This window comes from Actinotalea sp. (genome assembly GCF_035443605.1).
Taxonomy (GTDB): Bacteria; Actinomycetota; Actinomycetes; order Actinomycetales; family Cellulomonadaceae; genus Actinotalea.
On sequence record NZ_DAORSQ010000010.1, the window covers coordinates 1 to 22200 of the forward strand.

15 protein-coding genes are annotated in these 22200 nt (G+C 73.6%); 13 read left to right on the top strand and 2 right to left on the bottom strand.

What is annotated here, in order from left to right; translation table 11 throughout:
- On the bottom strand, positions 1-1246 hold a 1246-nt coding region (locus PKY62_RS02300; RefSeq protein WP_324534439.1), incomplete at its 3' end, for a methyl-accepting chemotaxis protein.
- A 249-nt stretch (positions 1247-1495) separates the two neighbouring features.
- On the opposite strand from PKY62_RS02300, the gene PKY62_RS02305 reads away from it, so the two are divergent.
- The 4 genes from PKY62_RS02305 (at position 1496) to PKY62_RS02320 (ending at position 7645) form a co-directional block, all read left to right on the top strand.
- Complete coding sequence (locus tag PKY62_RS02305) at positions 1496-3319, top strand: glycoside hydrolase family 13 protein (protein ID WP_324534441.1); 1824 nt, start codon at positions 1496-1498, stop codon at positions 3317-3319.
- 79 nt (positions 3320-3398) lie between these two features.
- The gene (locus PKY62_RS02310; RefSeq protein WP_324534443.1) at positions 3399-3800 is read left to right on the top strand and encodes a hypothetical protein; all 402 of its coding nucleotides are present in this window, start codon (positions 3399-3401) and stop codon (positions 3798-3800) included.
- A gap of 33 nt (positions 3801-3833) precedes the next feature.
- Entirely contained in the window at positions 3834-6266 is a 2433-nt protein-coding gene (locus PKY62_RS02315) for a TIM-barrel domain-containing protein (protein ID WP_324534445.1), read from the top strand.
- A complete protein-coding gene (locus tag PKY62_RS02320; protein ID WP_324534447.1) occupies positions 6263-7645 on the top strand; it encodes a glycoside hydrolase family 32 protein in 1383 nt (460 codons plus the stop codon). Before PKY62_RS02315 ends, PKY62_RS02320 begins: the two co-directional genes overlap by 4 nt.
- A 194-nt stretch (positions 7646-7839) precedes the next feature.
- On the opposite strand, the gene PKY62_RS02325 is transcribed toward PKY62_RS02320, so the two are convergent.
- Entirely contained in the window at positions 7840-8682 is an 843-nt protein-coding gene (locus PKY62_RS02325; RefSeq protein WP_324534449.1) for an alpha/beta hydrolase, read from the bottom strand.
- Positions 8683-8782: 100 nt separating this feature from the next.
- Here PKY62_RS02325 and PKY62_RS02330 point away from each other — a divergent pair, with 100 nt between their 5' ends.
- From PKY62_RS02330 to PKY62_RS02370, 9 genes are all read left to right on the top strand, one after another.
- A complete protein-coding gene (locus PKY62_RS02330) occupies positions 8783-9772 on the top strand; it encodes a LacI family DNA-binding transcriptional regulator (RefSeq protein ID WP_324534451.1) in 990 nt (329 codons plus the stop codon).
- Between the two features lie 46 nt (positions 9773-9818).
- Positions 9819-11579, top strand: coding sequence for a DUF5605 domain-containing protein (locus PKY62_RS02335; RefSeq protein ID WP_324534453.1), 1761 nt, complete (start codon positions 9819-9821; stop codon positions 11577-11579).
- Between the two features lie 126 nt (positions 11580-11705).
- Positions 11706-13250 carry an ABC transporter substrate-binding protein gene (locus PKY62_RS02340; protein ID WP_324534455.1) on the top strand — a complete coding sequence of 515 codons (1545 nt, stop codon included), beginning with the start codon at positions 11706-11708 and terminating at the stop codon, positions 13248-13250.
- 155 nt (positions 13251-13405) lie between these two features.
- Positions 13406-14347 (top strand): ABC transporter permease, encoded by a 942-nt coding sequence (locus PKY62_RS02345; RefSeq protein WP_324534457.1) that lies wholly within the window; start codon positions 13406-13408, stop codon positions 14345-14347.
- A complete protein-coding gene (locus tag PKY62_RS02350) occupies positions 14344-16212 on the top strand; it encodes a dipeptide/oligopeptide/nickel ABC transporter permease/ATP-binding protein (RefSeq protein ID WP_324534458.1) in 1869 nt (622 codons plus the stop codon). The genes PKY62_RS02345 and PKY62_RS02350 overlap by 4 nt, the downstream gene beginning before the upstream one ends.
- A 104-nt stretch (positions 16213-16316) precedes the next feature.
- The gene (locus tag PKY62_RS02355; protein ID WP_324534488.1) at positions 16317-17150 is read left to right on the top strand and encodes an ATP-binding cassette domain-containing protein; all 834 of its coding nucleotides are present in this window, start codon (positions 16317-16319) and stop codon (positions 17148-17150) included.
- 63 nt (positions 17151-17213) lie between these two features.
- Positions 17214-18704 (top strand): glycoside hydrolase family 43 protein, encoded by a 1491-nt coding sequence (locus PKY62_RS02360; protein ID WP_324534460.1) that lies wholly within the window; start codon positions 17214-17216, stop codon positions 18702-18704.
- Positions 18705-18769: 65 nt separating this feature from the next.
- Positions 18770-21265: a beta-glucosidase family protein gene (locus tag PKY62_RS02365; RefSeq protein ID WP_324534461.1), complete on the top strand. Its 2496-nt coding sequence runs from the start codon at positions 18770-18772 to the stop codon at positions 21263-21265.
- Positions 21265-22200, top strand: coding sequence for a nucleoside hydrolase (locus PKY62_RS02370; protein WP_324534464.1), 936 nt, complete (start codon positions 21265-21267; stop codon positions 22198-22200). The genes PKY62_RS02365 and PKY62_RS02370 overlap by 1 nt, the downstream gene beginning before the upstream one ends.

Below are 22200 nucleotides of genomic sequence, written 5' to 3' on the forward strand. Positions count from 1 at the left end.
CGGCGAACCCCTTGCCGGCCTCGCCGGCGCGCGCGGCCTCGATGGTCGCGTTGAGCGCCAGGAGGTTGGTCTGCTCGGCGATCTGCGTGATCGCCTTGACGACGGCGCCGATCTCGGCGGACGACACGCCCAGCTGCGCGACCGACGCGTTGGTCGTCGCGGCGACGTCGGTGGCCTGCGCGGCCACGCGTGCGGCCTCGTTGGCGTTCTGGGCGATCTCGCGGATCGACGCACCCATCTCCTCGGCCCCTGCCGAGACGGCCTGGACGTTGCGGCTCACCTGCTCGGCGGCGGCGGCGACCACGCCGGCCTGGGCCGAGGTCTCCTGCGAGCCGGCCGCGACCTGCCGCTGGGCCGCGCTCATCTGCTCCGCGCCCGACGCGATCGACCCGGCCACCTCGCCGACGCCGGCCACGAGGTGACGCAGGGAGTCCTGGGCGCGTGCCAGGGCCTGCGCCATGACGCCGATCTCGTCGGAGCTCTTCACGACGGGCCGGGCGGTGAGGTCGCCGGTCGCCATGGCGTCGATGCAGCGCGCGACCTCGGCGACGGACCGGCGCAGGGGCCCGGAGATCCGCTGACCCACGGTGACGCCGCCGATGACGCCGATCCCCACGAGGATGCCGATGAGCAGCACGGCCGTGCGGGCGACGTCGTGCGCCTGCGCCGCGATGGCGACCATCTCACCGGACACCTCCTCCTCGACCGCGGTGAGGTGACCGATCATCGCGCCGCCGAGGTCGGCCGCACCGCCGTCGCGGACCTGTGCCCACAGCTCGCGGTCGTCCGCCAGCGCGGCGTCCAGGAGGTCGCCGTCGACCATCGCGCGGTACGCGGTGAGCGCGGAGGTGAAGTCCTCCCATGCCTCCGGCGGCGACCCGTGCGCGGCCACGAAGCTCTCCTCGAACGCCACGGCCGCCGCGTCGAGGTTCTCGTAGGCGGTCGCCAGCTTGTCGATCTGCGCCTGCTTGCCCGCGGGCGGGTAGGCCCCGATGGCCGTGACGGTGTTGCGGACGGTCCAGAGCGCGTCCTTGAGGCCCGTCAGCGAGGAGCCCACCGTCGCCTGGGTCTGCGCGAGGCTCTGCGCCGCGGAGTCCACCCGGTTGGTCATGACGGTGGCCACGCCGCCGAGCGCCATCCCGATGACGGAGAACATCGCGGCGAGGCCGAGGATCTTGGTCCGCAGCGAGACGGTCCGGGCCCCCCGGCGGGCGGGCGGCGGGCTGGCGGGCTGGGCGGTGCTCACGGGGGAGTCCTTCCGTCGAGGCGCCCGGAGGGACCGGGCGTTCGCCGGCGACCGGCCCGGTGCCGGTGCGCTGCCGCGCGCACCGGACTCTTCGTCCGGGTGGGGCCGGTGGTGAGGGCGCGGCGTGGGGGGACTACGTCACACCCGGGCGCGGGCGCCGCCAGGACACGGGGCCGAACCCCTGCCGGCACGGTCGCCGGGATGGAAGGCTGGAGCGGACCTCGGACCCACCGACCCGCAGGAGAGGCCATGCACGACGACGTGTGGCGCCAGCCCCACCACGACGGTTCCGCGACGTACGTCCCGGACGCCACGCCCGCGCTGGGCGGCACGGTCCGCGTGCTGCTGCGCGTGCCGCGGGCGAGCGACGTCACCGCCGCCTGGGTGCGCGTCCTCAAGGACGGCGAGCCCGCGCTCGTCCGGGCCGAGCCCGATCACGAGGACGCCGGCGACGTCTGGCTGCGCGCCGACCTGCCGGTCGTCAACCCCGTGGTCAGCTACCGCTGGCTGCTCGACGGCGGCCCGTTCGGCTACCAGTGGCTCAACCAGGCGGGCCTGCACCCGCACGACGTCTCGGACGCCGCAGACTTCCGGGTGACGACGTTCGCGCCGATGCCCGCGTGGACCACGGGCACGATGTACCAGGTGTTCCCCGACCGGTTCGCGAGGTCCGTCGACCGGCCGGTGCCGGGCTGGGCCGTACCGGCGGACTGGGACGACACCGTCGTCGGGGAGGGTCCCGACACCCCGCACCAGCTCTACGGCGGCGACCTCGACGGGATCACCGCGCACCTGGACCACCTGGCGTCCCTGGGCGTCACGACGATCTACCTCACGCCGTTCTTCCCGGCAGCGTCCAACCACCGCTACAACGCGTCGTCGTTCGCCCACGTCGACCCGCTGCTCGGCGGGGACGAGGCGCTGGTGCGGCTCGCCGAGGCGGCGCACGCGCGCGGCATGCGGCTCATGGGCGACCTCACGACCAACCACTGCGGCGACACGCACGAGTGGTTCCGGGCGGCGGTCGCCGACCCCGAGTCCCCGGAGCGCGAGTTCTTCTTCTTCACCGACCACCCCGACACGTACGACGCGTGGTGGGGCATGAAGGAGATGCCGATCTTCGACCACCGCAGCACCGAGCTGCGCCGGCGCTTCTACGACGGCCCGGACTCCGTCGTGGCGCGCTGGCTGGGCCCGCAGGGGCTGGACGCCTGGCGCATCGACGTGGCGAACATGACCGGCATCCACGGGGAGATCGACCTCGCGGCCGACGTCGCGCGCACCATCCGCCGCACGATGGCGCTGGTCACCGACGACACCATGCTCCAGGCCGAGTCCAACCACGACGCCGCCCGGCACCTCGTGGGCGACGGGTACCAGGGCACGATGAACTACGCCGCGTTCACCCGCCCGCTGTGGCAGTGGCTGCTGCCGCCGCAGCCGTTCCCGTACCCGCACGCCATCTACCCGTGGCTGCCCAACATGACGGGCCCTGCCGCGGTGGCGTCGATGCGCGCGCTGTCCTCCGTGGTGCCGTGGGCGGCCACCCTGCACGCGATGAACCTCATCGGCTCGCACGACACCCACCGGATCGTCTCGCTGCTCGAGGGCGACCAGGCGATGGTCACGGTCGCGTTCGGCATGCTCGCCGCCTACCCGGGCATCCCGATGCTGTACTACGGCGACGAGATCGGGCTCGACGCGATGGGCCCGGAGCATGCGCGGATCCCCATGCCGTGGGAGCACCGCGAGCGCTGGGACACCGAGCGCCTCGCGACCACCCGGGCGCTCTTCGGTGCGCGCGCGGCCAGCGCCGCGCTGCAGCACGGCGGGCTGCGCTGGCTCTCCGTGGTCGACGACGCCCTGACCTTCGTGCGGGAGCACCCGGACGAGGCGGTCCTGGTGCACGCCGCGCGCGCCGACCACACCCCGGTGCGGCTGCCGGTCGCGGTGGTGGGAGCGAGGCTGACCGGCCTGGCGGGCGCCCCCGACCTCGCCGCGGACGACGACGGCTGGGTCACGCTCCCGGCGCACGGCCCCGCCTTCGGCATGTGGCGCCGCGAGGACGGGTAGACCACACCGCCGTCCCCTCACACCCGGGCCGGGGCCGCCGAACAGGAGGGTGACCGCTCGGACGGTCGCGAGGGGGTGGGTGGCGGTGCTCGACGAGCCGTGGGACGGCGACCCCGCCGCCGACCAGCTGCGCGCCTGCGGCATCCCCGTGCTCACGCTGCCCCCCGAGCTCGCCGAGGGCCTGGTCGCCGTCGTCGCGCGCTCGGTGGCCGACGGCCGCTACCGCGTGCTCGTCGCGGAGCGGCCCGACGCTGGGCGGTCCGACGTGGGGGTGCCCGACGCCGAGCGGGCCGACGCCGAGCAGGCCGAGGCGACCTGGGCCGCCGTGTGGTCGATCCTCGCGGGGACGCTGGAGCACCCGCCCTGGCGGGTCGTGGCGTCGATGGGCCCGCTGCGGGCCGGCGGGCCGTTCCTCGTCGTCGGGCTGCGACCGATCGACGCCCCGCTCGGGGCCCTGGCGGCGTCGGACGTGCCACAGTAGGACGGCCATCACGACCGCCCAGAAGGACCGCCGGTGACCCCAGCGCACGACCGCCCCACGCCAGACGACCACCCGTCGGACGGGCCGCCCGGCTCGGCCGACCCGCGCACCGTCGTGCAGGGCCCCGGCTACCGGATCACCGTCCTGACCAGCCGGATGCTGCGCCTCGAGCGCAGCGAGGACGACGCGTTCACCGACGCCCCCACCCAGGTGGTGGCGCACCGGCGGCTCGACCTGCCGGAGTACCGCGTGGCGACCGGCCCGGACGGCCTGGACCTGTGGACCGAGCACCTGCACCTGCACTACGACACCGGCCCGTTCACCGCCGCGGGGCTGTCGGTGACCGTGCTGCAGCGCACCCGGACGGCCCACGAGACCACGTGGCGGTACGGCGACCCCCAGGTGGTCGCGCCCGGGCCCAACCTCGGCGGCACCACCCGCACCCTCGACGGGGTCGACGGCGCCGTGCCGCTGGACCCCGGCCTGCTCTCGCGCCGCGGCCACGCCGTGGTGGACGACTCCGCATCGCTGCTGCTGACGCCGGACGGCTGGGTCGCCCCGCGTCCCCCCGGTGGCCAGGACCTCTACGTGCTGGCCTACGGGCTGGACCACCGCGACGCCCTGCGGGACTGGTTCCGGCTCACCGGCGCGAGCCCGCTGCTGCCGCGCTGGACCCTGGGCAACTGGTGGAGCCGCTACCACCGCTACACGGACCACGAGTACCTCGACCTCATGGACCGGTTCGCAGCCCGGGGCATGCCGTTCTCCGTCGCGGTCATCGACATGGACTGGCACCTGACCGACATCGACCCGGCGCTGGGCACCGGCTGGACGGGCTACACGTGGAACCGCGAGCTCTTCGCCGACCCGCCGGCCTTCCTCGCGGCGCTGCACGAGCGCGGCCTGCGCACCACGCTCAACGTGCACCCGGCGGACGGCGTCCGGCGGCACGAGGAGGCGTACCGGGACGTGGCCGAAGACCTGGGCCTCGACCCGGCGAGCGGCGCAGCTGTGGCGTTCGACATCGGCTCACGGACGTTCGTGGACAGCTACCTGCGCCGGCTGCACCACCCCCAGGAGGAGGCCGGCGTCGACTTCTGGTGGCTGGACTGGCAGTCCGGGACGGCCAGCCGGTGGCCGGGCCTGGACCCGCTGTGGATGCTCAACCACGTGCACTACCGCGACTCCGGGCGCGCGGGCCGCCGGCCGCTGACGTTCTCCCGGTACGCGGGGCTCGGCAGCCACCGCAACCCCATCGGGTTCTCGGGGGACACCGTCATCTCCTGGGCGTCGCTCGCCTTCCAGCCGTCGTTCACGGCGACGGCGGCCAACGTCGGCTACTTCTGGTGGAGCCACGACGTCGGCGGGCACTTCTTCGGCACCAAGGACGTCGAGCTCGCCACGCGCTGGGTGCAGCTGGGCGCGCTGTCGCCGATCAACCGGCTGCACTCGAGCAACAACCCGTTCTCGTCCAAGGAGCCGTGGCGGTTCGGACCGCAGGCCGAGGCGATCATGCGGCGCTTCCTGCGGCTGCGCCACCAGCTGGTGCCCTACCTGTACTCGGCGATGTGGACGGCGCACACCGACGGCGTGGGGCCCGTGCGCCCGATGTACCACGACCACCCGCAGGACGACGCCGCCCACGACGTGCCGCACCAGTACCTGCTGGGACCGGATCTCGTCGTCGTCCCCGTGACGAGCCCGGCCGACCGGCGCACGCACCTGGCGAGCACCGAGGCGTGGCTGCCCGACGGCGCGTGGGTGGACCTGCTCAGCGGCCGGCGCTACCGGGGTGGGCGCACCCTGAGGCTGCACCGGGCCCTGGAGCAGGTGCCGGTGCTCGCGCGGGCCGGTGCGGTGCTGCCGCTGGCGGCCGACCCGATGGCCGATCCGGGCCGCGACCCGCACGCCCTGGCGCTGCGCGTGGTCCCCGGCGCGGACGGCGGCTGCGTGGTGGTCGAGGACGGCGGCGGCGGCGCGGTCGAGGTGGCGGACCGGTACGAGACGCGCGTCGACGTGCGCTGGTACGACGGCGGGCGCACGGCCGTCCTGACGGTCGCGCCGCCCACGGGCGCGGGGGTGCTGCGCCTGCGTGACCTGACGGTCGAGGTGCTCGGGGTCCGGGTGGGCCGTGCGTGGCTCGGCGGGGCAGAGGTGCCCGTGCAGCACGACGCCTCCGTGGAGCTCGGCCCCGCGCTCGAGCGCGTGGCACTGGGCGAGGTGGACCTCACGGACGGCCTCGAGCTGCGGCTCGAGGACGTCGTCGTGCGCCGGACGGACGTGCTCGGCGAGGTCTTCGCGCTGCTGGACGAGGCCGAGATCGACTTCGAGGTCAAGGACCGCGCGTGGGCGGCGGCGCAGGGGCTCGACGGGCTCGCCCTGGTGGCGGCGCTGCACGCCATGGATCTGCCGGGCAACCTGCTCGGCGGGCTGATCGAGCTGCTCTCGGCGCAGGAGGCCTCATGATCGACGACCCGACCCGGCCCCGGCTGCACCTGACCGTGCGCTCGGGCTGGATCAACGACCCGCACGGCCTGACGTTCCACGACGGGCTGTACCACGTGTTCGCCCAGCACGTGCCGGGGGTGCCGCCGCGGTGGGCGCCCGGCATCTCGTGGGCGCACCTGACGAGCCCCGACCTGCTCGCGTGGACCGAGCTGCCCGTGGCGCTGGTCCCCGGTGACGGCGACGGCGGCGTGTGGTCCGGCAGCGTCGTCGCCCCCGAGGGTGAGCCCGCGACGCTCTTCTACACGAGCGTCGACCTGGACGCGCTCGACGTCGGGGTGGCCCGGGTCGCCCGGCCGTCCGACGGCTCGTGGACGTCCTGGACCAAGGGCGAGACCGTCGCCGCGCTGCCGGCCGACGTGCCCGCCACGACGTACCGGGACCCCTGCCTCGTGCGCGACGGCGACGCGTGGTGGATGCTGCTGGGCGCCGGGCTCGCTGACGGCACCGCGACGGCCGTGGTGCACCGGTCCGACGACCTGCGGACCTGGAAGTACCACGGCCTGCTCGCCACGCGGCACACGAGCGTCACCGAGCCCCTGTGGACGGGTGAGGCGTGGGAGTGCCCGCAGCTCTTCCCGCTGGGCGACCGCTGGGTGCTCGTCGTGTCCGTGTGGGACCGCGAGCACGGGCCCCGCGACGAGGTCTACGCGGTCGGCACGTTCGTGGACGGCGCGTTCACGGCGCAGTCCTGGGGCCGGTGGGCCTACGGGCCGTGCTACTACGCGGGCTCGGGCTTCGTGGACCGCGACGGGCGGCGCGGGATGGTGCACTGGATGCGCGACGTCGTCGACCCCGCAGGGGAGTGGGCCGGTGCGATCAGCCTGCCGCACCTGCTGCGGCTCGAGGGGGACCGGGTGGTCGCGGAGCCACACCCCGACCTCGCCGCGCGGCGAGGTGCCGCGGTGGTGGTCGGGGCCGGGGCGGGGCTCGCGCCCGGCGGTGCGGAGGGCACCGGAGGAGGGACCGAACCGGTGCGGATCGGCGCCGTGTGCGACATCGACTGGACCCTGGCGGACGCCTCGACGGCCGCGGAGCTGCTCGTCACGGACCCGGACGGCGCGGAGGTGCTGCGTCTCACGGTCGCCGACGGCACGCTGACGGCCACCGTCGTGGACGTCGCGGTGGTCGCCGGCGCGGCCGCGTCGACGGCCGGGGCCGCGCCGGGCACGTGGACGATGCCCCTGCTCGACGGTCGCCTGCGCGTGGTGCTCGACGGCCCGGTGTGCGAGGCGTTCACCTCCGCGGGGGTGCTGGGCGTACCCGTCCGGGCGACGTCGTCGGACGTCCTGCTCACCGCCACGGGCGACGCGACGGCGGTGGCCCACCCGCTCACCTGACCCGACGGCGCGCCCGCGCCGGTCGCCCGCCCCCCGGTCGACCCGCGCGGCGAACCTGCGTGCGGATGGCGGACTCCAGGAGTTCGCCATCCGCCACACGTCCAGTCTGGCTTTGAGCAGCGGGGCTGTGCCGTGGCGCCGACGTGCGTCCGGCGCGGTCCGGGGTGGGTCTCCGGGGGGAGGCCTCGAGCCGATCAGCCCAGGAGGCCCTGGTGCGTGAGCCAGGCGTGCAGGTCTTCGGTCCAGGCGTCCGACGGCAGGCCCTGGCGGTGCATGCCGAAGCCGTGCCCGCCGGCGGCGTAGGCGTGGGCCTCGACCGGGCGACCCGCGGCGTACCAGGCGGCGTAGAGCTCAAGGCACGGCGTGACGATCGGGGCGCCGATGGAGTCGTCGCTCGCCCAGGCGAGGAACGCCGGCGGGGCGTCCGCGGGCACGACGGGGTCCTCCCACAGGCCCCCGTAGATCGCGACCAGGAAGTCCGGGCGCGTCGCCGCGGGGGAGTCGAGGGTGGTGGCGGTGGCGACGAACCCACCCGCGGAGAACCCGAGGATCCCGACGCGGTCTGGAACAGGCCCCCAGGCCGGCGACCCGGCGCGGACCATCGCCACGGCGCGCGCGCCGTCCTCGACCGCCGTCGCCCGGTGCGCCCGCGTGCGGACGAGCATCTCCTCCGCGTCGCCCATGAGGAGGTTCATCTCGTCGGCGAACCCGGCGTCGTCAGCGGGCGTGGGCAGCACACGGTAGTGCAGCACGTAGCCAGCGATGCCCCGCTGCGCCAGCCAGGTCGCGACGGCAGAGCCCTCGTTCTCGACGGACAGGAAGTGGTGCGCGCCGCCGGGGCAGACGACGACGCTGGTGCCCGTCGCGAGCGCTGGATCCGGCAGGTAGGCCGTCAGCGTGGGGCGCGTGATGTTGCGCAGCATCGCGTTGCCGGGACCGTCCTGCGGGAACGCGAACGGGCCGGACCGGTCCGGGTCGGGTGCCGCGGGCCACAGCTCCACGGGCTCTGCCGCACGAACAGGGCTGCTGACGGGCACGATGACCTCCTGGGATCGGTTCCACGCCCTCGTCGGCGAGGGGTGGCGCACTCCCGATCCAACCGCTACTGTGACGTTTCAGCAAGCCCGAGGGGGAGACATGACGAAGGCCGTCACCGCCAAGGACGTCGCGCGCGCCGCCGGGGTCTCCCAGGCGACGGTGAGCTACGTCATCAACGACACCCCCACGCAGAGCATCTCGGCCGACACCCGCGCTCGCGTGCTCGCCGCGGTCGCAGACCTGGGCTACACCCCGTCGGCCGCCGCGCGCGCGCTGCGGCGGGGGACCAGCGACGTCGTCCTTCTGCTGCTGCCGGACGTGCCCTTCGGCCCCGTCGTGGCGCACGTCATCGAGCAGCTCACGGACGACCTCGAACCCGCCGGGCTGACCACCGTCACCCGTCGGATGCGCGCGGGCTCCCCGGTCTCGGCGCTGTGGCGCGAGATCCGGCCCGTCGCGGTGGTCGTCATCGGTGGCCTCGTCGACCGTGACGAGCACGAGATGCGGGCGGCCGGCATCCACGTGCTCAGCACGATGCTCTCGACCTCCGCCGGGCACATCGGCGCCGACGTGCCTCAGGTGATCATCGGGCGGCTCCAGGTGGAGCACCTGGCGGCGACGGGCCACCGCAGGATCGGCTATGCCGCGCCGGACGACGCGCGGGTCAGCGACTTCTACCGGCTGCGCCTGGACGGCGTGCGCTCGGCGTGCCTCGACCTCGGCCTGGACGACCCCGTCGTGCTGCCCGTCCACCTCGACGCGACGGAGGCCGAGGGCGCCGTCCGCACCTGGCTCGGCCTGCCCGAGCCGGTCACGGGCGTGTGCGCCTACAACGACGAGACGGCCTTCGCTGTGCTCGCGGGCCTGCACCGCGCGGGCCTCAGCGCCCCGGGCGACCTCGCCGTCATCGGGGTGGACAACATCCCGCTCGCGAGCCTCGCGAGCCCGCCGCTGACCACGATCGACCAGAACATCGACGCCGTCGCCGGCTACCTCGCGGCGGAGATCGTGCACCTCGTCCAGGCCGGCCCCGCACCTCGCCCACTCAGCGCGGACAACGTGCGCCTGGTGATCCGCGAGTCGGCCTGAACCCAGCGCGCGCACCGGCCGCGCGGCAGCACCCGAGGAGCACAGCATGTCGTTCACCCCGCAGTCCCGGCTGTCCGACGCCCTGGCGGACCCCGCCGCCGCGACGATCCTTCGTGAGGTGGTGCCGGGCCTCGCGGACTCGCCGCTGGTGCACCAGCTGGGCTGGGTCGACCTGGCCTCGGCGGTCGGCATGTTCCCGACCCTCGGCGGGGACGACGACGCCATGGCGGCGATGTGGGAGCGGCTCGCCGTGCTCGAGGCCGGGGCCCCGCCCGAGCGGCGGCACGGCCCGGCGATCGCGCCCGACCCGGCGTACGAGGGTGCGGACGTCCCGCGCGGCTCGGCCGGCGTCCGGGCGGTCGCGCCGGTGCGGCCATGGCAGGTGGCCGAGGTGGTCCTCGACGGGCCGCGGCACGGCAACCCCTTCGTCGACGTCGACCTGGTGGCCGACGTCGAGGGGCCGGACGGCGTGCGCGTCGTCGGCGGCTTCTACGACGGCGACGGGGTCTACCGGCTGCGCGTGCTGCCCGGCGGACCGGGGGAGTGGACCGTGCGCACGCGTTCCACGGCTCGCTCGCTCGACGGGCTCGTCGCGCGCGTGGTCTGCGCCGGGGAGCCGGCGGGCCACGGGCCGGTGCGCGTGGCCGACACGTTCCATTTTGCGCACGCCGACGGCACGCGTCACCTGCCGATCGGCACGACGGCCTACGCGTGGACCCACCAACCGCCGGCCCTCCAGCAGCGCACGCTGACCACGCTGGCGACCGCGCCCTTCACCAAGATGCGCCTGTGCGTGCTGCCCAAGGCGTACCTGTTCAACGTTGCGGACCCCGAGCTCTTCCCGTTCGTCCGGGACGCCGACGGCGCCTGGGACGTCTCGCGCTTCGACCCGGTGTTCTTCCGCGTGCTCGAGGAGCGGATCGCCGACCTCGCCGCCCTGGGGATCGAGGCGGACGTCATCCTCTTCCACCCCTACGACCGGTGGGGCTTCGCGGACCTGGGCCCGGCGGTGGACGAGCGCTACGTGCGCTACGTCGTGCGCCGGCTCGCGGCGTCGGCCAACGTCTGGTGGTCGCTGGCCAACGAGTACGACCTCGTGCGGACCAAGGCGGTCGACGACTGGGAGCGGATCGCCGAGGTGGTCGTCGAGGAGGACCCGGTGGGCCACCTGCTGTCCATCCACCAGTGCTTCGGCTTCTACGACCACACGCGGCCGTGGGTGACGCACGCGAGCGTCCAGCGGGTCGATGTCTACCGCACTGCCGAGGAGGTCGACGGGTGGCGCGAGCGGTGGGGCAAGCCCGTCGTGGTGGACGAGTGCGGCTACGAGGGCGACCTCGACCAGGGCTGGGGCAACCTCACGGGCCAGGAGATGGTGCGTCGCTTCTGGGAGGGCGCCGTGCGCGGGGGGTACGTCGGCCACGGCGAGACGTACGTCAACGACGCCGAAGAGCTGTGGTGGTCCAAGGGCGGTGAGCTCGTGGGCAGCAGCCCGGCGCGGATCGCCTTCCTGCGCGAGGTGCTCGATGCGGTGCCCGGTGGGGTGCTCGACCCGGCGCCGTCCGACTGGGACGTTCCGTGGGCGGTCTCGCGCGACGGCTCGACCCACGTGCTGTACCTCGGCGGCTCCCAGCCGCGATACCGCAGCATCGTCCTGCCCACCGGCCGCGATGTGGTCATCGACGTCATCGACACCTGGCTGATGACCGTCGAGCGCGTCCCGGGCACCCACCGCGGGTTCGTCCGCGTCGACCTCCCGGGGCGCCCCTTCATGGCACTGCGGCTGCGCTCGGCACCGACGGTGTGACGGGCGCATAACGGTTCCATCACGACTCTTGCGATCACGGGCCCGGTCATCTAACGTACCTAAACGTATCACCTAGACGTATCAGTGGGCTGGATCACCCCGCCCCGTTGCACTCAAGGGAGAGTCATGCGCAGACGTTTGCTGGCGGCCGGAGCTGTCGCCCTCATGCTCGGTCTTACCGCCTGCGGCGGCGGCTCGAGCACCGACGACGCGACCGAGGGGACCGACGGCACCGCGACCGGCGGCACCCTGACCCTGGCGCCCGTCGTCGTCGCCCAGCCGTGGGACCTCAAGGACGCGGGCCTGGGCAACAACACGATCTACTACCAGCCGGTCTACGACCAGCTGTTCCGGCAGTCGCCCGAGGCCGAGATCCTGCCGAACCTGGCGACCGAGTGGGCCTACGACGAGGCGCTGACCTCGCTGACGCTGACGCTGCGCGAGGACGTCGTCTTCACCGACGGCACGCCGTTCAACGCCGAGGCCGTCGTGGCGAACATCATCAACACCAAGGGCGGGACCAACGAGGCTGCCAACCAGCTGAAGTCGGTCGAGAGCGTCGAGGCCACGGACGAGTTCACCGCCGTCATCACCCTCAACGCCCCGGACCCGTCGCTGGTCTTCAACCTCGGCTCCACCGCCGGCATGATGGCGTGCCCCGCGGCGATCGGCACCGAGGAGCTCCAGGTCACCCCGTGCGGCTCCGGCCCCTACGTGCTGGACGAGGCCAACTCCACCGTGGACGCCAAGTACACGTTCACACGCAACGCCGACTACTGGAACACCGAGGCGTTCCCGTTCGACACCATCGTGCTCACCCCGCTGACCGACTCGACCGCCGTGCTCAACGCGCTGCAGGCCGGCCAGATCGACGGCGCCACGGTGACGGACGCCAAGAACATCGCCACGGTCGAGGCCGCCGGCCTCAGCACGATCGTCTACCCGGCCGGTGACACCATGGGCTTCTTCCTCTGGGACCGCGGCGGCGTCATCCAGCCCGCGCTCGGCGACGTGCGCGTGCGCCAGGCGATCAACATGGCCTTCGACCGCGAGACGATCGTCGAGACCGCGCTGCTGGGCCAGGGCACCGTGCAGAACCAGGTGTTCAACCCGGACACGGCCGCCTACGACGAGGCGCTCAACGACCTGTACCCGTACGACCCGGAGCGGGCCAAGGAGCTCCTCGCCGAGGCCGGCTACGCAGACGGCTTCGAGCTGGTCATGCCCGACCTCTCGGCGTTCAACGCCGGGGCGCAGGCAGCGATCGTCGAGCAGCTCGGCGCCGTGGGCATCACCGCGACGCTGGAGAACGCGCCGCTCGACACGGTCATCAACGACCTGCTGGCCGGCAAGTGGGCGGTCTCGTTCTTCGCCCTCGCCTCGTTCCGCCCGTGGGACACCATCCAGATCCAGCTGACGCCGGACGCGCTCTGGAACCCGTTCAAGTACGAGGACCCCATCGTCACGGACCTCATCACCCAGGCGCAGTTCGCGACCGGTGAGGAGCAGGACGCCCTGTTCCGCGAGATCAACACCTACGTGACCGAGCAGGCCTGGCAGGCGGTGTGGAACGCGACGGAGAACACCTACGCGCACTCCGACCGCGTGTCCGTCGTCCCGCAGATGTTCAGCCCGACCCCGGCCCTGTACAACTTCAGCCCGGCCAGCTGATCGACGGGGGCGTGGGTGGGCCGGTGAGCCGGCCCACCCACGCCCCCCCGCTGCCCACCGGGCGGCACGCTGAGCTCGTTGCCCACCGGGCAGCGCCGCAGCATCGGTGCTGCACTCGTCTTGCCCGCCACCCGCCGCCGTCGTCAGGGGCAGTCATGCTGATGTTCTTCCTCCGCCGATTCCTCTCCGGGATCGTCCTCGTCCTGGTCGCCGCGTCGGCGATCTTCGGGCTGATGAGCCTGTCGGACGACGCCGTGGCCCGCTCCATCGCCGGGCAGACCGCTTCTGAGGAGCAGGTCGCAGCCAAGGCCGCCGAGCTGGGCCTGGACCAGCCCTTGGTCACGCGCTATGTCGACTGGCTCACCGGGCTGCTGAACGGTGACCTGGGCAGCTCCTGGTACTCGGGTCAGCCGGTCAACACCATCATCTCGGCCAAGCTGCCGGTGACCCTCTCCATCTTGCTGGTCGGCCTGTTCGCCGCAGCCGTGCTGGCGGTGCTCATCGGGGTGGCCGCCGCCGTCAAGGGTGGCTGGGTCGACCGGGCCGTGCAGTCCCTGGCGATCCTCGGCTTCGCCGTCCCCTCCTTCCTCCTCGCGCTCGTGCTCTCCGTCACCTTCGCCGTCAACTGGCGGATCTTCCCCGCCGTCGGGTTCGTGCCGCTGAGCGAGTCGTTCAGCGGCTGGATCATGTCGGTCACCCTGCCGGCGACCGCTCTGGCGATCGGCGCGATGGCCGCCACCGCCCAGCAGGTCCGCGGCTCGATGCTCGACGTGCTCGGCGCCGACTACGTCCGGACGCTGCGCAGCCGCGGCCTGTCCGAGCGGAGCCTGCTGTTCCGGCACGCGCTCCGCAACGCCGTGCCGCCGGCCCTGACGGTGCTGGGCCTGCAGTTCATCGGCCTGGTCGGTGGGGCGATCGTCGTGGAGCGGGTCTTCGGCCTCTACGGGATCGGCACCGAGATCTTCTCGGCGTCCTCGGGCGGCGACCAGCCGGTCGTGCTCGGCATCACGGTGGTCCTGGTGATCATCATCGTGCTCGTCAACCTGCTCATGGATGTCGCCTACGGCGTGCTCAACCCCAAGGTGCGTGTGGCATGACTCTCCCCGACCTCGCCTCGATGGACCCGCTGGGCGCCACGGTGCCGCCGCCGCTGCCCCGGCGGGCCGGCCGCCTCAAGCGCCTCATCACCGACCCGACCGCCGCGCTCTCGATCGGTGTGCTGCTGGTCATCACCGTGGCGAGCTTCGGCGCCTCGCTGCTCACCGACGCTGACCCGAACGCTCCCGCCCTGGCCAACACGCTCGGGCCGCCCGCACCGGGCCACCCGCTGGGGTTCGACGGTGTCGGGCGTGACATCTGGGCCCGACTGCTCTACGGCGGACAGGTCAGCCTGACCGGCGCGGTCATCGCGCTGGTCGTCGCGCTGGCGATCGGCGTGCCGTCCGGGCTGATCGCCGGGTACTTCAAGGGCTGGTTCGACGGGGTCTCCTCGTGGATCGCGAACCTCACGATGGCGATGCCGGCGATCGTCATCCTCATCGTCGTGTCGCAGGCCATCGGCCAGAGCACCAACGCCGCGATGCTCGTCTTCGGCGTGCTCATGTCGCCGGGCGTGTTCCGCCTGGTGCGTGGATCGGTCATCGCGGTGCGCGAGGAGCTCTACGTCGACGCCGCGCGGGTCTCGGGCCTGGGCTCCGGGCGGATCATGCGCCGCCACATCCTGCCGGTGGTCGCGGCCCCGACGGTCATCCAGTCCGCCCAGATGCTCGGCATCGCGATCATCATCCAGGCGGGCCTGCAGTTCCTGGGGATCGGGACCTCGGGCGAGGCGTCCTGGGGTGCCATGCTCTCCGACGCGTTCGCCAACATCTACCTCGCCCCCCACCTGCTGATCTGGCCAGGTGTGACGATCGTCGTGACGGTCGCGGCGTTCGCCCTGCTCGGCAACGCGCTGCGCGACGTGCTCGGCGCGCAGGCCGTCAAGCAGTCCCGGGCCACCCGCAGGGCCGCCAAGGCCGCAGCCAAGGTCGCCGCGGCCAACCGGATCGCCGGCACGACGATCGAGGTGGCCCACCCGGGCGCCCAGCACACCGCCCTGGACCCCGAGGACCTGCTCGAGGTGGAGAACCTGCGGGTCGCCTACCCCAAGGTCGACGGGGAGTCGGTCGTGGTCGACGGGGTCTCGCTGACGATCCGCAAGGGCGAGGTCCTGGGCCTGGTCGGCGAGTCCGGCTCGGGCAAGACCCAGACGGCGTTCTCGATCCTGGGTCTGCTGCCCCCCGAGGCCAAGGTCTCGGCGGACACCATCACCTTCGGTGGCGAGGAGCTCGCCGGGCTGAGCAGGACGGCGATGAACGTCATCCGCGGGCGCCGGATCGCCTACATCCCCCAGGAGCCGATGTCCAACCTCGACCCGTCCTTCAAGATCGGGTTCCAGCTCACCGAGCCGATCCGCCAGCACCTGGGCCTGTCCAAGAAGCAGGCCAAGGCCAAGGCGATCGCCCTGCTGACCCGGGTGGGGATCAACGACCCCGAGCGCACGTTCAACGCCTACCCGCACGAGATCTCCGGCGGCATGGCCCAGCGTGTGCTCATCGCCGGAGCGGTGTCCTGCGACCCGGAGCTGCTCATCGCCGACGAGCCGACCACGGCGCTCGACGTCACCGTCCAGGCCGAGGTCCTCGACCTCATGCGCTCGCTGCAGGAGGAGCGTCAGATGGGGATGATCCTGGTGACGCACAACTTCGGCGTCGTGGCCGACATCTGCGACCGCGTCGCGGTGATGCAGACCGGCAAGATCGTGGAGACGGCTCCCGCCAAAGAGCTGTTCGCCAACCCGCAGCACCCCTACACCCGGATGCTGCTGGACTCCACGCTCGAGGACTCCGTCCCTCGCCCGCAGCTCGCGGCCGCCGGGTCCACCACATCCACCGCACCGACGACCGGGGGGGAGGGCGCATGAGCGCCAACCAGGGCTCCAGCACCGCACCGACCACCGGACGGCGGGCCGCGCCGGCCGCGGACGAGCCCCTGCTCGTCGCCCAGGACGTCGTCGTCGAGTACCCGATGAAGGGCTTCCGCAAGGCGCCGTTCAAGGCGCTCAAGGGCGTGTCCCTGTCGATCCGCGCCGGGGAGACCGTCGGACTGGTCGGCGAGTCCGGCTCCGGCAAGACGACCCTGGGCCGCGCCGTGCTCGGGCTCGCCCCGGTGACCGGCGGCGAGATCCGCTACGGCGGGCGCAAGATCAACGGGCTCGGTGCGCGGGAGCGGCGAGGCCTCAGCGAGGACATCCAGGTGGTCTTCCAGGACCCCTACACCTCGCTCAACCCCGCGATGACGGTCAACGACATCCTCACCGAGCCGCTGCTCGTCGCCGGCGTCAACCGCACCACGGCGACCCGGCGGGTCCGCGACCTGCTCGACAGCGTCCACCTGCCCGCCGACGCCGGCGAGCGACTGCCGCGCGAGTTCTCGGGCGGCCAGCGCCAGCGCATCGCCATCGCCAGGGCCCTGAGCCGCGGGCCCAAGCTCATCGTCTGCGACGAGCCGGTCAGCGCCCTGGACCTGTCCAACCAGTCCCGTGTCCTTGACCTGTTCATCGAGATCCAGCAGCGCACCGGGGTCGCCTACCTGTTCATCACCCACGACCTGTCCGTGGTGCGCCACATCAGCCACCGGGTGGCGGTGATGTACCGCGGCGAGATCGTCGAGTCGGGCGACGCCGCGACCGTCACCTCGACCCCCGAGCACCCCTACAGCCAGCGCCTGCTGCTGGCCGCGCCGGTGCCTGACCCGGTCCGCCAGGAGAAGCGCCGCGCCGACCGCCTGCGCCTGGCCGCCCAGCTCGCCGAGCAGGACCGGCAGGCCGGCGGCACCGAGGCGCTGCCGCAGTCCGCCTGACCCCCCGCCCACCCGCCTGACCGCCGCGCGCGACCGCGTGGCACCACCCAGGAAGGCACCATCGTGCTCAACCCCGCCGTCCCCGGGTTCCACCCGGACCCCAGCGTCGTGCGCGTCGGCGACGACTACTACCTCGCCTGCTCGAGCTTCGAGTACTTCCCGGGCCTGCCGCTGTTCCACAGCACGGACGCCGAGCACTGGACGCCGATCGGGCATGTGGTCACCCGCCCGGGCCAGCTGGCGATCGAGGGCGTGCCCACCGGCGGCGGCGCCTGGGCGCCGACCATCCGGTTCCACGAGGGGACCTTCTACCTCACGGTCGCCGACGCCATGGGCCGCGGCGGCCTGATCTTCACCGCCACGGACCCGGCAGGGGAGTGGAGCGACGGGACCCTCATGGTCGGGGCGGACGGGATCGACCACGACATCGCGTGGGACGCCGACGGCACGTGCTACGTCACCTACTCCGGGCTGCTGCTCGAGGGCGAGGACTTCGGCAAGCACCTGGGCATCCAGCAGGTCCGGATGGACCCGACCACAGGCCAGGCGCTCGAGGAGCCGCGGTCGCTGTGGTCCGGCACCGGCAAGATGTTCCCCGAGGCGCCCCACCTGTACGAGGTGGACGGCACCTGGTACCTCCTCGTCGCGGAGGGCGGCACGGAGCGCGGCCACTCGGTCGCCATCGCCCGTGGTCCCAGCCCGCAGGGCCCGTTCGAGGGCCACCCGGCCAACCCCATCCACACCCACCGGTCCACCGCCCACCCGATCCAGAACTCCGGCCACGCCGACCTCATGGACACCGCGGACGGCTGGGTCATGGTGTCCCTGGGCACCCGCCCCCGCGGCGCCACCCGCGCGTTCGCGCCGATGGGCCGCGAGACCTACCAGACCCGCGTCACCTGGGCCGACGGCTGGCCCGTCGTGGAGCCGTTCGACCTCACCCCCGGCCTGCCGACGGTGACCGTCGAGACCGACCTCGGCGAGCCGCTGGGCCTGGAGTGGCTCACGGTGCGGCACGCCGAGCGCGACTGGCTGCGCCACGAGGACGGAGCCCTGGTCATCACGGCGGCCCCCGCTGCGCCCGAGGTGGCGATGGATGACCCGCGCCCGCGCTTCGTCGGCCGCCGCCAGCAGCACGAGCGCGCCCGCATCGGCGCCGTCCTGGAGCCGGGCGACGGCATCGGGGGCCTCTCGGTGCGCTACGACGAGGACCACCACTACGACGTCGAGCGCGCCGGCGACGTCGTCGTCGCCCGCGTCCGCCTCGACCAGATCGAGCACCTCTGGTCGGCACCGGCGCCGGCCGGCCCGCTGGAGCTGTGGATCGACACCGTGCCATCGCAGGTCGCGTTCACCAGCGCCGGCATGACCTGCGACACCGTCCGCCTCGGCTTCACCGCCGACGGGGTCGAGACCGAGGTCGCCGCGATGGACGGCCGCTACCTCACGTCCGACACCTGTGCGTCCTTCACCGGCCGCGTCTGGGGCCCCTACGCCGCACGCGGCGAGGTCGCGTTCAGCTCGGCGACCTACGTGGGCAACGACGAGCGCTGACCCGCACCGCACCGCACCGCACCATCCGACCGCATGCACTGCCGTACGAGCACCCGGAGCACCTCATGACCGACCAGCCCCGCACCACCGCCCCCGCCGTCGACGAGGCCGACCTCGCCGCGCGCCTCGGGGCGCTGACCCTGGAGCAGAAGGTCCGGCTCATGACGGGGGCGGACTTCTGGTCGATGTACGCGGAGCCCGCCGCGGGCCTGCGGCGCCTGGTGGTCTCGGACGGCCCGGCCGGGATCCGCGGGGAGTTCTGGGACGAGCGCGACACCTCGGCGAACGTGCCGTCCCCGACCGCGCTGGCGGCCACGTGGGACCCCGAGCGGATCGAGCGGCTCGGCCTGCTGCTGGCGGCCGAGGCCCGGCGCAAGGGTGTCGACGTGCAGCTGGCCCCCACGGTCAACCTGCACCGCACCCCCTACGGTGGCCGGCACTTCGAGAACCTCTCCGAGGACCCGTTCCTCACGGCGCGGATCGGGGTGGCCTACGTCAAGGGCGTGCAGGCCGGCGGGGTCGGGGCGACGGTCAAGCACTTCGTGGCCAACGACACCGAGACCGACCGGATGAGCATCGACGCCCAGGTCGACGAGCGCGCGCTGCGCGAGCTGTACCTGGCGCCGTTCGAGGCGATCGTCCGCGAGGGCGGCGCATGGGCCGTCATGGCCGCCTACAACCGGGTCAACGGCGCCACGGCGACCGAGACCCCGCTGCTGCGCGACGTCCTGCAGGACGAGTGGGGCTTCGACGGGGTGACGATGAGCGACTGGTTCGCCACCCGCTCCACCGTCGCCGCCGCCTCGGGCGGGCTCGACCTGGCGATGCCCGGCCCGGCCGGCCCGTGGGGCGACGCGCTGGTGGCGGCCGTGCGCGCCGGCGAGGTCGACGAGGCCCGGATCGACGACCACGTGCTGCGCCTGCTGCGCCTGGCCGCACGCGTCGGGGCCCTCGAGGGCATCGCGGCGGTCGCCGCGGCGCCGTCGTACAGCGATGCGCACGTCGCAGCGCAGCTGCGCGCCGACGCGGCCGCCGGGTTCGTGCTCGCCCGCAACGACGGCGTGCTGCCCCTGGCCGCCGGCTCGCTCGCGTCGGTGGCCGTCCTGGGTCCCAACGCCGAGGTGGGCCGCACGCTGGGCGGCGGCAGCGCCACCGTCTACCCGCCGTACACGATCTCCCCGCTGGACGGCCTGCGCGCCGCCCTCGGCGACGGCGTCGCGGTGACCTTCGGCCAGGGCGTGCGGGCGCACGAGCGGACCTCCCCGGCCCGCGACGTGTACACCGCGCGGGCAGACGGCACCCCGGGCGTCGACATCCGCTACCTCGCCGACGACGGCGCCGTGCTGCTGTCCGAGCAGCGGTCCGGCGGCACGTTCAACTGGCTCATCGGCTTCCCGGCGGCGGCGACGGATGCCGCGGCGGTCGAGGTCTCCGCTCGCGTCACGGCCACGGTGGCCGGGACGTGGGAGGTCGGTGGATCCGGTCTGGGGCAGTTCCGGCTCACGGTCGACGGTGCCGAGGTGCTCGAGACCACGCTCGTCCTCCCGCCGGGTGCCGACCTCGTCGAGGGCATGATGGCCCCGCCGCAGGCCGTGCACCGCGTCGAGCTGGCGCAGGGCCAGTCCGTCGACGTCGTGCTGCGGCACGAGCTCACGGGGGCCGCGACCTCGCCGGACGGGCTGGTGCTCGGCACGATGCTCCAGCTCAACGTCGAGCCGCCGCACCGGAGCGACGACGAGGCGATCGACGCCGCCGTCGCCCAGGCCGCCGCCGCGGACGTCGCCGTGGTGGTCGTGGGGACCAACGAGGAGGTCGAGTCCGAGGGCTACGACCGCTCGACGCTGGCCCTGCCCGGCCGCCAGGACGAGCTCGTGGCGCGCGTCGCCGCGGCCAACCCGCGCACCGTCGTGGTCGTCAACGCCGGGGCCCCGGTGCTCATGCCGTGGGCCGACGACGTCGCCGCCGTGCTCCTGGCCTGGTTCCCCGGCCAGGAGTTCGGCAACGCGCTGGCCGACGTCCTCCTCGGCGTCGTCGAGGCTGGCGGGCGCCTGCCGACCACCTGGCCGCTCGACGAGTCGAACCTGCCGTCGGCCACCCCGGTCGACGGGGTCGTCCGCTACGACGAGGGCCTCCTCGTCGGCTACCGCAACCCCGCCCGCACCGCCCGCTACGCGTTCGGCCACGGCCTCGGCTACACGACGTGGGAGTTCGAGTCCGTGTCCGTGCCGGTCGCCCCGACGAGCGACGGCCCCGGCGCGATCGCCGCGACGGTGCGCAACACCGGTACCCGCGCGGGCCGCCAGGTCGTCCAGGTCTACGTCTCGCGCCCCGGCAGCGAGGTCGAGCGACCGGTCCGCTGGCTCGTCGGCTTCGCGGCAGCGGTCGCCGAGCCGGGGGAGTCGGTCACTGTCCGGGTGCCGCTGCCCACCCGGGCGCTGGCGCACTGGGACGTCGACACGCACGCCTGGGCCGTCGAGCCGGGGACCTTCACGCTCGAGGTCGGGCCATCCAGCGCGGACCTGCCGCTCGTCGAGGAGCTGGTCTGGACGCAGGGCGCCTGATGGCCGCGCGGATGCGGGTGATCAGCGACAACGACTACTCCGGCGACCCCGACGGTCTGGTCCAGCTGGCCCACCACGCGCTGTCGACGTCGGTCGAGCTCGTCGCTGTGATCGGCTCGCACCTGGCGGTCGGTGACCCGTTCGACCCGTCGGGCCGCAGCGCGCAGAACGCCGCCGCCGCGGCCCGGACGGTCCTGGACCTCGCGGGGCGCCCCGACGTGCGCGTGGTGGCGGGGTCCGAGGTGGCCCTGCTCGACGCGACGACCCCGCACCGCTCGGCCGGCGCGCAGGCGATCGTCGACGCGGCCATGGCGGACTCGGACCGGCCGCTGTACGTCGCGTGCGGCGCGGGCCTGACCGAGCTCGCCTCGGCGTACCTGCTCGAGCCGCGGATCGCGCAGCGGCTGACCGCTGTGTGGATCGGTGGCCCCGAGCACCCCGGGCTGGCCGTCGCCCCGCCCCGGGCCGGCGGCCCGGAGCTCTCGGAGTACAACGAGCGGATCGACGTCACGGCGGCCCAGGTGGTCTTCGACTCCCCGATCCCGCTGTGGCAGGTGCCGCGCGACGCCTACCGCCAGACGCTCATGAGCTTCGCGGAGCTCGACCTGCTGGTGCGGCCCGCCGGCCAGCTGGGAGCGCACCTGGTCGACGCGCTGGAGCGGGTGCGCACGATGACCGCCGAGTTCGGCATGGACATCGGCGAGACGTACATCCTCGGCGACAGCCCGTTGGTGCTGCTCACGGCACTGCAGTCGGCGTTCGAGCCGGACCCGTCCTCGAGCCGGTACGTCACGGTGCCGGCCCCCCGGATCGCGGACGACGGCAGCTATGCCCCGCGCCCCGACGGTCGCCCGATCCGCGTCTACACCCACCTCGACCTGCGGCTGATGTTCGGCGACCTCGTCGCCCGGCTCGCCCGCCACGCCGCGACTTAG

Coding starts and splice junctions, on each gene's coding strand:
- PKY62_RS02305 (WP_324534441.1), top strand. CDS start 1,496: ATGCACGACGACGTGTGGCGCCAGCCCCACCACGACGGTTCCGCGACG.
- PKY62_RS02320 (WP_324534447.1), top strand. CDS start 6,263: ATGATCGACGACCCGACCCGGCCCCGGCTGCACCTGACCGTGCGCTCG.
- PKY62_RS02330 (WP_324534451.1), top strand. CDS start 8,783: ATGACGAAGGCCGTCACCGCCAAGGACGTCGCGCGCGCCGCCGGGGTC.
- PKY62_RS02335 (WP_324534453.1), top strand. CDS start 9,819: ATGTCGTTCACCCCGCAGTCCCGGCTGTCCGACGCCCTGGCGGACCCC.
- PKY62_RS02340 (WP_324534455.1), top strand. CDS start 11,706: ATGCGCAGACGTTTGCTGGCGGCCGGAGCTGTCGCCCTCATGCTCGGT.
- PKY62_RS02345 (WP_324534457.1), top strand. CDS start 13,406: ATGCTGATGTTCTTCCTCCGCCGATTCCTCTCCGGGATCGTCCTCGTC.
- PKY62_RS02350 (WP_324534458.1), top strand. CDS start 14,344: ATGACTCTCCCCGACCTCGCCTCGATGGACCCGCTGGGCGCCACGGTG.
- PKY62_RS02355 (WP_324534488.1), top strand. CDS start 16,317: ATGAAGGGCTTCCGCAAGGCGCCGTTCAAGGCGCTCAAGGGCGTGTCC.
- PKY62_RS02365 (WP_324534461.1), top strand. CDS start 18,770: ATGACCGACCAGCCCCGCACCACCGCCCCCGCCGTCGACGAGGCCGAC.
- PKY62_RS02370 (WP_324534464.1), top strand. CDS start 21,265: ATGGCCGCGCGGATGCGGGTGATCAGCGACAACGACTACTCCGGCGAC.